The following is a 12,266-nucleotide window of genomic DNA, read 5'->3' on the forward strand; positions in this document are numbered from 1 at the left end:
GATAAACTGCCAATTTATACTTTTTCCTACAATACAAGAAAAGGCGCCTTATACGAACTATCGCTCTGGATAGTTGTATAAGGCGCCTTTGCCTAAGTCATTCCGTTTCTTATTTACATTTTAAGTTTAACGTTATTATAAGTGATGGTTCCCTACTTGTAAAGGGTTTCATGGAAAAAAATATCGTTAGATTGATTGGTTAAAACATAGTCTTTCATTTCCTGCATCGTATTGCATTTTACTAGATCTCGAATCTCTTTTAATCCTTTTTTTTCTAAAGAGGAAGATACAATAATCGGGCCTCTTGTTATAGCCCGTTTTAATTGTTCAATGGCCAAATCGACATTTGCAGCCTCTGAATCCGCTTTTGTTACGACGCCTATTGGCAGCTTTGTAAAACCGCCGCTAAACCCTGGAGGAAAAATCGATTTTTTATTCGTTGCATCCTGCAAATATAAAATATGGGTGACTTCAAGGGAAGTTGCCATAATATTTTTATAAAATAACGGGTTTTCAGTATACTCCCCGGGTGTATCAACAATCCAATCATAATAAGTTAAAGATTGTGTCTTCCTCGCCTCGATCTTGTTTTCCAGTAAGGCATGTGTTAGCGTCGATTTCCCGGCACCAATTGAACCGATTAGCATTGCGCGATTCATAAGAGCCTACCTTTCTTCATTTAGTTTGTCTTAAGATTTCGTAATAGAGGATGGGGTATATCCGAGCGTTTCTGAAAGAAAGCGATTGATTTCCTTCATCGCCATTTCCACTTCAGATACACTTCCAACGATTACTAAACTTCCTGTGAAGCGATCAAGAAAACCGATTGATACGTTTGCTGCTTTTGTAGCTAAATCTCCTGCTATGATCACTGTTTCACTAGGTGTTAATGTTAAAATACCGAGGGCTCCCGATTGTTGAATTCCTAACTTTTCAAACATATCTGCGTCAGGATTGGCAATTAAATGACTTAATGTCACTTGCTTCCCCGGGACAAACTCTTGAATGAACCGCTTTTTTTCTTCATTCATTATGAAATCCTCCTACGTCATCCAAACACCTTTACAAACAACTAAATTTTAAGAGCTGTATTTTGTTAAAATAGATTTTGCTATTTTATCTAATGGCACTTGTTTATCCATGCTTATTTTTCTCATTTTTCTATGTGCATCTTCTTCGGTTAACTGAAATCGGTCCATTAAAATCCCTTTTGCTTTTTCAACAACCTTTCTACTTTTTAACTTACTATCTAGTTCAACCAGTTTTTCTTTATACGTGTTTGCATTTTCTGCTTGTTTCAACGCTATTTCTACAGCAGGTATTAGATTCGATTCATTAATGGGCTTTACTAAGTAACCAAATATATTTGCGTTCTTTGCTTTATCTACAAACTCACGCTGGCTGTATGCTGTCAAGAGAACGATAGGTATATTATATTTAGAAGAAATAATTTCACTAGCTTTCAATCCATTTAATTTAGGCATCTTAATATCCATGATAATAAGATCTGGTTTTAAGGAGTGTAACATTTCAATCGCTTTTTCACCATTATTTGCTTCGCCAATCACTTCGTATCCAGCCTCTTTTAACATAAGCGAGACATCCAATCGAACGATCGACTCATCTTCAACAATCAAAATTTTTTTAGCCATTTCTAGTCCTCCTTATCCAACAGAAATTTAACATGAACCGAAGTACCTTTATCTGTTCGCTCGATTTCAAATTGACCAGATAAATCATGTTCAATCAACATCTTTACAATGTTTAATCCTATTGAAGGTTCCGACGATGGTAAATATCCTATTCCATTATCGTTGACTTGAAATTGAACAATATTATTTCTATGCTCAAAAATTACTTCAATTTCTCCACCTTGCAATCCTTTAAAAGCATGTTTAATACAGTTTTGAATTAATTCATTTATAACTAAGGCCACAGTAACAGCTGCTTGGGAATGTATTAACAACTTCGTTCCCTTATAAGTGATTCCGATACTTTTATCCTCATTGACTTCACTATATACAAGCATATCTCCAATTTTTTTTATTAAACTATAAATATCAACTTCATCCACATTCGAGCTAGATAAAATAATCTCGTAAACTGATGAAATACTTAAAATACGATTAAGACTTTCTAGAAAGTAACTTTTACTTTCAACGGGTACACTTTTCATTTGCAAGCGTAATAAACTTGCTACTGTCTGTAGATTGTTTTTTACTCTATGATGAATTTCTCTAATCGCAACCGACTTTACGATTAGCTCCCGTTCTTTTTCTCTTAATTCTGTTAAGTCTCTAAATATTAGCAAAATACCATTGAGTTCTCCATCTTTTTTTAAGTTTAACTTTTTTACTTCAAAAACTTTTTTAGAAATAATGACTTCCTTCATCAACACTTCTTCTGGAGCAAATATAATGTCTTCTACACAATGAAAATAGTCTTTAATTAAAGTATCTACTTTGCATTCTAAATTACAAACTTCACTGACCAGATTCATTGCAGCTGGATTATAATAAAGAAGGTTTCCATTATGCGGTTCGACAAAAAAGAGTGCTTCGTCCATTACTTCTGGAATAATTGGACGATTTTCTGTTAAACCAATTAAGATTTCACTTAAGGTTTCTGTTGTTTTAGAAAATGCTTTTAATTCATTCTGATACTGAAGTTTTTCACTTATATCTTTCTCCATAATCAGTGCACCGATGACTTTATCATTCAATCCTTTGATAGGTACCACACTCTGCTCTACTGCTTTGCCTTCCTGTGTGATTGCCCGATTTAAAAACATATGTTTTCCTGTTCTTAAAGTAAAAAAAACCGCAGGTTCAAATGCTTCGTAGGCCATCTTTCCAACAACCGGCTCTTTATAAACGGATTTTGCTGTACTTGGAGATGCTTCAGCAACGACAATTGCATGCCTTCCTTCTATAGTAGGGCAGTCAACAAAAATATTCGCCTTAGATAAATCAGCAATTATTTGTAAGTTCTTTATCACTTCATAAAGTTTTTCTATGTCTTCTTTAGTCAAATTAGTATGTTTATGACACAATGATTCAACTTTCTGTCTCTTAATCATCTGTATTCTCCTAATTCTGCCCTTTTATGATAAGAAATTACAATGAATATCGTTTTTAGAACGTTTCACTAGTAATTTTTTTCTTTGAATTTTGGTTATTGAATTGTTTTTTGTTTACTAAACAGAATCATAACGAACAGCGCAAAAGAAATAATGAAGGAGCATTAAGGCAGGATTTCTATTAATATTGTAATCTGCTGTTCGTAAGCATAACGAGTATTAGTGTTCCTATTTGAAAGGAGGTCAATAACTAGAAAAAGTAATTATAATAAGGTAGAATGATTTCATAACCTCATAATAAAGATTATCTAGGTGAGTCGATTTCATAGTTTCATATTTTAAAGAAAAACACAGACCTGCAGATGATGTTAGTATAGTTCCGTGGACACATCTTAGTTAAGTCATTACAATCGGTAATAAAGGAGATGTGTCCGATGAAATCTCAAAATACAGGTAAAAAATTCAACGATGATTTTAAGAAAATGATTGTCAACCTTTATCATTCTGGTAGTTCAACGGTTAAAGAATTAAGCAGCGAATATGGTGTTTCGGAAGTAACCATTTATAAATGGATAAAAGCATATACTTCTGTAACTAGTGAATCCGATAAGCCAGTCACACAAAAGGAAATTGCAGATATCCAAAAAGAAAACCTTCGCCTTAAACAGGAGCTAGAGATATTAAAAAAGGCTATGACCATATTCGCGAAAAAGTAAATGAAACCGAACTGTCTAATTTTATTAAGGGGCATAAAAAAGAATACCCTATCAAAACGATGTGTCACGTGCTAGAGATGCCGAGAAGCACTTACTACCAGTCACTAAATAAAACAATTTCAAACCGTGAACAAAAAAACCAAGAGTTAACGAAAAGAATGAAAGAAATCCACCTAGAAAGTAAGGAACGCTATGGCGCACCCACCATATTCTTTGTGAAGAAGGCTACAAAGTAAGTATCAAGCGTGTTCAAAGGTTAATGAGAGAAGCTGGGATTCGTTCGATCACAAAGAAAAAGTTTCGACCAACACCAAGCAAAGAAAATGTGATTGAACGTGACAACATTGTAAAAAGAGACTTCTCCACAACGACCATCAATGAAAAATGGGTGGCAGATATTACGTATATCCACACAATAAAAGACGGCTGGTGCTATTTAGCTTCTGTGATGGATCTTCATTCAAAGAAAATCGTTGGTTATTCCTTTTCACGTTCCATGACAACAGACTTGGTTGAAAGAGCTCTTGAGAATGCATATTACACTCAGCAACCGCAAAAAGGTTTGATTCTTCATACCGATTTAGGCTCTCAATATACAAGTGACACATTTGCAGGACGTACGAAGACGTTTCACATGATTCAATCCTTTAGCCGCAAAGGCTGCCCGTACGACAATGCCTGTATAGAATCATTTCATGCCATATTAAAGAAAGAAGAAGTAAATCATGTAAAGTACCTAGACTATGAATCTGCAAATATGGCGCTATTCCAATTTATCGAAGGCTGGTATAACCGAAAAAGAATCCATAGCTACCTTGGTTACAAAACGCCTCAGGAGATTGAAGAACTTACTAGGGTAGCAGCATAAAGCAATACAAGTTTTGACGCACGGCTTTACATGGAGAGGTGAGCGTGGTAGGCTTTCTGCTTTGCGAAAAGAGTTTACCTAGCTTTCGCCTTTCGCAAATCACCACCCTCATAGAGGCTCCATGTCAAGCCACTTGGCCAGCCTCAAAATCTGGAAAAAGCTGACTAAACTTAACTTCTTTGTGTCCAAAATATTGACTCAGATCCAAGAGTTTTACTTTTTATTAAATTTTGGGTTTTAAGCAGCTTGTTGTTGACATAACATGGCATTGATACGATCGGCAGCGAATTTTACATTTTGGGGAAGACTCCTTTTTTGGTGTCTCAAAAGCCTTGAAGCTCTAAGGATTTAATTTATGAAATTGATTCAAGTAAAAAGTTTTTCAATGTTCTTAGTTACCTACATTTATAATTTTATTTAAAAACAACCTTACAATTCATTTTGCGAACTAATATTTGGCTTTCATGAGAAAGAGAATTATTATAGCTTATATATTGAATAATTATACGATAGGTATAATTTTGAGTATTTATATTATTTTTTAGAAATACATTTTTTATCTAATCATTTAAAGCGTTTATATTTTAAATAAATCATTTTTTATTATGACTAAAGCTATCTAACTTCTTTGGACAATTTGTTTTTCATAGGGTTTTCTTTCCTTTGTGTTTAAATGTCCAAACATAACTAACAAAAAAGCTCCTCGTTTTCATTTTTCAGTTATAATCCTGCCACAATACATCAAATTTATGAATCAGATTCTCTTGCCTCCTTAGATTTTTACTTTGACAATTTCAAAAAACAAAAGGTACCAAATTAACAAAGATAATTAACAAGTTTTTTCTTTTCTCCTAAAAGCGAATTGGTGTGGTTCTTCTTCATAATGGTGAATCTTTATCTTGACCGAGGTATAAGGTAGAATAGTGATTTTCTTAAGAAAATCACTATTCTTCTTGTTCCCATACTGATTGCCCAGCTGAGACCCCACCATCTAGTACAAATTCTGAACCTGTTATATAGGATGCCTCATCTGATACTAAATAAAGCACCATGTTTGCAACTTCTAATGTGTTTCCTAATCGTTTTAGTGGAACAAAATTAGCTTGATCTTCAGGCTCCTTATTTGCTACTTTTGCAGCGTATTCAATCATCTGTGTTTTAATATAACCAGGATGAATAGAGTTAACACGAATATTGTAAGGTGCAAATTCCATGGCTGCATCTTTAGTCATAATTCGTACTGCACCTTTACTGGCTCCATATAATGTTAGACCCGTTGCCCCAAAAAGACCAGCATTTGAAGAAGCGTTAATAACAACCCCTCCCTTATTCTCTATCATTATTGGAATAACATGCTTCATTCCTAAGAAGGTACCAGTTACATTTACGTTCATTAAATGGTTCCATTCTTCAATTGTGGTTTCAAGTAGAGGCTTTATAATAAACAATCCAGCATTATTAAAAAGTATATCAATTGTTCCAAAAGTGGATAGGGCTTTATTTATTACACTTTTCCAGTTGTCATCATTGCTCACATCATGTTGAATAAAAATTGCATCTCCACCTTGATTGTTTATTTCATTTACAGTTTGTTTACCACTTTTTTCATTGATATCCGTTCCTACAATACTTGCTCCTTCTTTAGATAACAATAAAGCTGTAGTTTTTCCAATTCCATTCCCATTTCCAGTAATAAGAGCAACCTTATTCTTAAGTTTCATAGAATACCTCCAAGTTTACTTTAGACTCTTCGTCATTTGATGTTGATTACAATCCAAATTTCTGACTTACTCCTCTGTCCTTTTATTACTCTTGTTCTTCAAGTTGTACCCAGTAAAAATATGTTGTACTTAAAAAAAGGAACCTAAGATTTTACTGGATTAAATTTCCCTGACTTAAATAGAACTAGGTCAACATATATGCACAGGAAAATATTTTTGTACAAACTGTAACAACAGTGATTGGAGAACCAATTAGAAATTATATAGCTATCCAACCCATTAAAAAGAGCGATATATTCAAGATTGAAAACTGAGTTTTTGAACTTTGAGATGACTTTATTAGTCAATATTTATCTCCAAATCCACCTGCTTTAGCAGGTGGTCGTTAAAGAAAATAGTAGTCGATGTAGTTGCAAATCCATGAAATATTACCGAAAAGATTAAATTTATTTCTTCCTAGTTTCTTAGTAGCACAACTTCTAGTGAGCAATCCACCCACCATCAATAACTAGTTCCGAACCTGTTATAAAAGTAGATTCATCGGAAGCTAAAAATAGCGCCCCATATGCTACATCTTCTGGTTTTCCTAATCTGGGCCATGGTGTAACATCTTTTAACCAATTCAATGTTTCTTCATCGGCATATAAATCTTCTGTCATAGCTGTTTCTATAATCCCTGGATGGATCGAATTTACCCGAATGAGATCTTTAGCAAAATCCATTGCTGCTGTCTTGGTTAATACACGAATAGCCCCTTTTGAAGCATGGTAAGCCGCGTAACCCTTAACCCCGATAATACCGTAAACGGATGAAACATTTATTATTGAACCACCACCTACTTTTCGTATCTCGGGAACAGTATATTTCATACCTAAAAATACACTTCGCGAATTAACCGCTTGAACTTTATCCCACTCCTCAACAGTCTCTTCTTCAACATTTTTACGAGACGGAATACCAGCATTATTTATAAGAATATCGACTCGACCAAACTGTTCAATTGAAGTTTTTACAACTATCTTCCAGTCTTCCTCTAACGAAACATCATGTTGGAGAGGAAAGGCAGAACCTCCGAGATTGCTAATTTCTATCGCCGTCTTTTTTACTCCTACTTCATCAATATCTGTCACGATAACTTTTGCCCCTTCACTTGCAAACAATTTTGCTTCCGCGACTCCTTGCCCATTTGCAGCTCCTGTAATAATTGCTACTTTTCCCTCTAAACGTTTCACATTAATCACTTCTCCCATCTTTAAATACTTTTAAATTATACTTTTAAATTATAATACCTTCAAACAAACTTTTCTCTATTCCTCAACAAAGATTAATGTTTAAGTTTCTATTTCTTTTACCAGACCTTAAACAATATCTCTTAAAATAAGGAATGATCTGTTGTTTTTGAATATTTTTATTTCCCATAACATACCGTTGAATTCAATTTTCTATTGAATGGGTCTGTCTAGTAAGAGGAAAAATTAAAAGTAAAATATATTATTAAAAATTATTTGTTTATTTTAGAACGAGCATAATAGTCAAACATAACAGCACCTATGATAATGATTCCTTTAAAAATAGATTGCCAATAAGGACTAAGTGAGAGACTATCAAACACATTGGAAATCATGATCAAAATACTCCCACCTATTACAGTTCGCCAAATTGCTCCCTGTCCACCACTGAGAGAAGTCCCCCCAATAACAACTGCTGCTATAACATCAAGGACGATAAGATCACCAATGTTGGCCTGACCTTGTCCAAGTCTCGAAGCAATTACTAACCCACTAACGGAAGCACATAATCCACATAACCCATATGCGCTTGATGTAAGCCAATTAACTCTGAGACCCGATAGTCTACTTGCTTCTTGATTACCCCCAATAGCGTATAATGAACGTCCATATGTTGTAAATGCCAATAGGACACCCGTAATAATATAGGCTACAAATAACAAGATAACAGATACAGGTATACTCCCTATAGCTCCAGATCCAAGCCATCCAAATGACTCTTTCTTAACAAAGAAAGGTTGAGCATTTGAGTAGACAAGAGCAAAACCAGTAAAAATTGAACCTGTACCCAGAGTAGCCACAAATGGAGGGACACTTAATTTAGTAATTATTACTCCATTTAATAAACCAGCAGTAAATCCAAAAACTATTGTAATTAAAGCTGCTATTATCAAAGGAGTTCCATCTGCAATACTTGCAACAAGAACTGCACTTGCTGCATAAATTCCTCCAACCGACATGTCTAGCCCTCCGGTAATCAGGACAAACGTCATTCCAATACTCATGATTCCAATAATTGACAATTGGCTAAACATGTTTAGAATATTATCTGTTCTAATGAATCCGGGATAAAGGATAGATGATAGGATAATTAAAAATGCAAAAGCGATAACAACACCGTATCTAAAAAGTAGATAATTAAGATCTTTGAATCTATTAGTTGACTCAATCCTATAATCTAATTTTGTTTGTAAATCACTCATGTTGTCCCTCCTAAAAAATTAGCACGTAGAATATTACCTACATTAATTTCATGTTTTTCATTTAATTCTTTTACTAATCTACCTTTGGAAAAAACTAGCACCCTATCACTAACAGCTACTACTTCTTCTAACTCTGATGAAATTACAATGATACTCATTCCCTCACTAGCTAATTGTTTAAGAATTTTAAGCACTTCAATTTTTACCCCGATATCTATTCCACGGGTAGGTTCATCGACAATTAGTACTCTTGGATTTAAATTACAAACTTTTGATAATAAGACCTTTTGTTGATTGCCACCTGAAAGGTTTCGACATAACGTTTGAATTGGCCTATTTAAACCAAATTTCTTGCTAAATACTGTTGCTATATTTTTAGCTGAATTTGTATGATATAATCCCCATCTTCTCACTCTTTTGAAATCAACCATGTTAATATTATCTTGACATGATAAGTCCAATACCAGTCCCTGATGTTTTCGATCTTCTGGAGCTAGGGCGATTCCAAGATTCATTGAATACCTTGGAGAACTAGGCCACTTAACTTTTTTACTATCTATCCAAAGTTCACCTGTTGAAGTTGGTTCAAGTCCGGCTAATGCTCGTACAAAAGTACTTCTTCCAGAACCTACCAGACCACCAATACCAATAATTTCTCCAGATCTAATTGAAAAACTTATATCTTTAACTGCACCTGGTACCACCACGTTTCTTGTACGTAAAACCTCTTTACCAAAAAGATTCTGGTTATCAAAGGGTTCAGAGATAACTTGGATTAAATCATTTCCTATTTCTTTACCCAACATTTCAGCAACTAGTTTATCCTTCGTCCAAAAATGTCCGCGTTCGGTTTTGATCTTTTCTCCATTTCTTAGAATTGTTACACTATCACTAATTTCTAATACCTCATCTAAGTGGTGACTAACATATATAATAGTTATGCCTTTTTCACGTAGAGATTTTATCGTTTTTAATAAAGACTCACGTTCAGCTGGTGCAAGTGAGGCGGTTGGTTCGTCAAGTATTAATATATTTGCATCAAGCTGAATTCCCCTCATAATCTCTAGCATTTGCTGGTCAGCAATAGATAATCTACTTGATAATGCTGAGGGGGGGATATTTACCCCCAACAACTCACTCAGTTCATTAAAACGTTGCTGCATCTTTCTTTTAGATAAAAAGCCATTTCGACTAATATTTTGACCTAAGAATACATTATCTACTGCTGTTAAATTAGGAATAATTGTTAACTCTTGATAAATTGTTGCAATCCCCAATCTTCTAGAAGATCTGGGGTCTCCATAATTCAATTCCTCGCCAAAAATCTTTATACACCCACTAGAAGGGGTCACCCTACCAGATAAAATCCCCAATAATGTAGATTTACCTGCTCCATTTTGACCAACTAGTGAATGAATCTCTCCTTTAGAAATTGTAATATCTACGTTTGAAACAGCGTAAAAATTCCCATATTTTTTTGTCAATCCAGAAATATTAATGGCAATGTCTTTAGAAGTATTATTTTTTTCTAATATGGCTCCATTCATTGAAACTCCCCACCTTAATATTCAGGTAACCCATTAGCCCGGAATTCTTCTATATTATCCAACGTAACATGTGGGGTTCCTGGTAAAATTTCTTCCTTTGTTAAATCGATAAAATTAGGTACTTCCTTACCGTTAAAATAGTCATTCAAAACCTTGATACCATATTCTATTTCTTCTTTAGGCAACATAATAGTTGTCTGTTCAATATCACCGTTTTCTACAGATTCAAATGCCCATGTGTCACCGCCAAAATCGTATATTTTTACATCATCTTGTCTTGCAGCTGCTTTTGCCTCAACTACTCCAGAAGTCATACCCGAATAATTCGAAAAAATAACATCTAAATCTGGGTTGGCTTGAAGAATATTTTGAGCAACTTGAAACGCTTGATTTGCAGTATAATCTGTAGAATGCAGACCTATTAATTCCCAATTTGGATTTTTAGGCATTTCAATTTCCAGTGCTGCTTTAAAATTTAAATAGGGGGTTCCTGTTGCAGGCCCACCTATAGCTGCAATTTTTCCGCCCTCAGGGTTATCACTAAAAATTTTCTTCAAGATATCCTGATAAACATTAATTCCTTGTCCTCCTACAAAGGTTAATGTACCTTCTGCCGCATTATCTGTTTCTCCACATAGTTCTATATTGATGGCTGAAACTGCTATACCTTGTGCAGGTGCCTCTTCCGTGGCAATTTTACACAATTGATTTCCATCAACAGCTTCTATCACAAAACCATCATATTTTTTTGCCGCTAATGCATTTTGAACTTGATTTAACTGGGCTAATGGATCAAAACGCCCATCAAATATATCAATCTCCATTCCTAAATCTTTTGCAGTTTTTTTTGCGTGTTCGATTCCTGTTTGTAAATAATTATTTGATGCTCCCGCTGAGAAAAATGCAATTTTTTTGGGAGTATTTGTTTCTGTTTTTGATTCCGGTTCTTTACCAGTTTCCTTTCCATTTGAGGAAGTGGAACCGCATGCTGTAAGAATAAGAGCTAATAACAAAAATAAAAGTATATTTTTTAATTTCATAGTTATACCCATTCCTTTCGCTCAAGGTACAAAAGAAAATGAAATAAGTTTGCCTCAAGCTTATTTTTATTAATCTATAGCCATAGGGATAGCAGTTAAATCACCTGGGACGAGTGGGCATCCTGGTTGTAGAGTGACCGTATTGTTATATGTTTTGATTGCCTTACCAAGCACAAATAAGTGTAACTAAGAAGACACAGACTTATCTTGTATAAACATGACTGGTTTATTGCTTGGAAATCAGTCAATACAGTCTATCGCTATAATTCCAGAGAGAAAATTTTCCTATAGCTTTAAAAATTGTATATCCTTTTCATTGTGGAATCAGCATCCACAAAACCATTACTGTTGCTTATATTGCTTCTAGTAACAAGGGAATTACTTCATACAAACGCCATCACTTTTCATATATACAAAAGGGTTGAATGAGCTGAGACAATCGCTCTGTTAAAGTAGGGATGTTAATATGAAATTTCCGAGGAATACTAGATTCCTGTGTTTAAAATCACGTAAAATATTCAAATTATGGAGACAGAAAACTGGTTTTTAATTAAAAATAATTTTCAAAAAACTATATTTGAGTCTTCTTTGTTGTCATCTTATTTTGCTGACTGTTTCTAAAAATTTTAAATCACACTTAATCCTCCTGTCACATATTATCAAAATTTTCTAAAATCTCATTTTTTAAACTTTTAACTTGTCACCCCCGTCTACACGGCGTATATTGTCAAATCTATTAAAATACACCGACGGCGGTGACAAAACTTGAGACCTATATTTATTACATATTTACTTCCATATTTG

Annotated in this window: 9 protein-coding genes and 1 pseudogene; 1 reads left to right on the forward strand and 9 read right to left on the reverse strand. The window is 34.3% G+C overall.

The genetic code is table 11. The features are described 5' to 3' along the window. Positions 1-152 precede the first annotated feature (152 nt). From DCC39_RS02720 to DCC39_RS02735, 4 genes are read right to left on the reverse strand one after another with little or no spacing between them, the layout of a single operon-like run. Positions 153-659, reverse strand: a complete 507-nt coding sequence (locus DCC39_RS02720) for a EutP/PduV family microcompartment system protein (RefSeq protein ID WP_116553347.1) — start codon at positions 657-659, stop codon at positions 153-155. A gap of 30 nt (positions 660-689) precedes the next feature. Beyond that, positions 690-1,031 (reverse strand): ethanolamine utilization microcompartment protein EutS, encoded by a 342-nt coding sequence (gene eutS / locus DCC39_RS02725; RefSeq protein ID WP_116553348.1) that lies wholly within the window; start codon positions 1,029-1,031, stop codon positions 690-692. 48 nt (positions 1,032-1,079) lie between these two features. Then, positions 1,080-1,652 (reverse strand): ANTAR domain-containing response regulator, encoded by a 573-nt coding sequence (locus DCC39_RS02730; RefSeq protein WP_116553349.1) that lies wholly within the window; start codon positions 1,650-1,652, stop codon positions 1,080-1,082. A gap of 2 nt (positions 1,653-1,654) precedes the next feature. Next, a complete protein-coding gene (locus DCC39_RS02735; protein WP_116553350.1) occupies positions 1,655-3,079 on the reverse strand; it encodes a sensor histidine kinase in 1,425 nt (474 codons plus the stop codon). Between the two features lie 434 nt (positions 3,080-3,513). On the opposite strand from DCC39_RS02735, the pseudogene DCC39_RS02740 reads away from it, so the two are divergent. Then, positions 3,514-4,663, forward strand: a pseudogene (locus DCC39_RS02740) (IS3 family transposase). A gap of 944 nt (positions 4,664-5,607) precedes the next feature. Here the strand turns inward: DCC39_RS02740 and DCC39_RS02745 are convergent. The 5 genes from DCC39_RS02745 to DCC39_RS02765 form a co-directional block, all read right to left on the reverse strand. Further along, the gene (locus tag DCC39_RS02745) at positions 5,608-6,384 is read right to left on the reverse strand and encodes an SDR family NAD(P)-dependent oxidoreductase (RefSeq protein WP_116553351.1); all 777 of its coding nucleotides are present in this window, start codon (positions 6,382-6,384) and stop codon (positions 5,608-5,610) included. Positions 6,385-6,863: 479 nt separating this feature from the next. Beyond that, the gene (locus DCC39_RS02750) at positions 6,864-7,616 is read right to left on the reverse strand and encodes an SDR family NAD(P)-dependent oxidoreductase (protein ID WP_116553352.1); all 753 of its coding nucleotides are present in this window, start codon (positions 7,614-7,616) and stop codon (positions 6,864-6,866) included. A gap of 269 nt (positions 7,617-7,885) precedes the next feature. Beyond that, a complete protein-coding gene (locus tag DCC39_RS02755) occupies positions 7,886-8,875 on the reverse strand; it encodes an ABC transporter permease (RefSeq protein ID WP_205948456.1) in 990 nt (329 codons plus the stop codon). After that, positions 8,872-10,422, reverse strand: coding sequence for a sugar ABC transporter ATP-binding protein (locus DCC39_RS02760; RefSeq protein ID WP_116553353.1), 1,551 nt, complete (start codon positions 10,420-10,422; stop codon positions 8,872-8,874). Before DCC39_RS02760 ends, DCC39_RS02755 begins: the two co-directional genes overlap by 4 nt. A gap of 14 nt (positions 10,423-10,436) precedes the next feature. Continuing rightward, positions 10,437-11,462 (reverse strand): sugar ABC transporter substrate-binding protein, encoded by a 1,026-nt coding sequence (locus DCC39_RS02765; protein ID WP_165820761.1) that lies wholly within the window; start codon positions 11,460-11,462, stop codon positions 10,437-10,439. Positions 11,463-12,266: the final 804 nt, after the last annotated feature.

It is taken from the genome of Pueribacillus theae, assembly GCF_003097615.1.
GTDB classification, from domain to species: Bacteria; Bacillota; Bacilli; order Bacillales; family UBA6769; genus Pueribacillus; species Pueribacillus theae.

Coding starts and splice junctions, on each gene's coding strand:
- DCC39_RS02720 (WP_116553347.1), bottom strand. CDS start 659: ATGAATCGCGCAATGCTAATCGGTTCAATTGGTGCCGGGAAATCGACG.
- eutS (WP_116553348.1), bottom strand. CDS start 1,031: ATGAATGAAGAAAAAAAGCGGTTCATTCAAGAGTTTGTCCCGGGGAAG.
- DCC39_RS02730 (WP_116553349.1), bottom strand. CDS start 1,652: ATGGCTAAAAAAATTTTGATTGTTGAAGATGAGTCGATCGTTCGATTG.
- DCC39_RS02735 (WP_116553350.1), bottom strand. CDS start 3,079: ATGATTAAGAGACAGAAAGTTGAATCATTGTGTCATAAACATACTAAT.
- DCC39_RS02745 (WP_116553351.1), bottom strand. CDS start 6,384: ATGAAACTTAAGAATAAGGTTGCTCTTATTACTGGAAATGGGAATGGA.
- DCC39_RS02755 (WP_205948456.1), bottom strand. CDS start 8,875: ATGAGTGATTTACAAACAAAATTAGATTATAGGATTGAGTCAACTAAT.
- DCC39_RS02760 (WP_116553353.1), bottom strand. CDS start 10,422: ATGAATGGAGCCATATTAGAAAAAAATAATACTTCTAAAGACATTGCC.
- DCC39_RS02765 (WP_165820761.1), bottom strand. CDS start 11,462: ATGAAATTAAAAAATATACTTTTATTTTTGTTATTAGCTCTTATTCTT.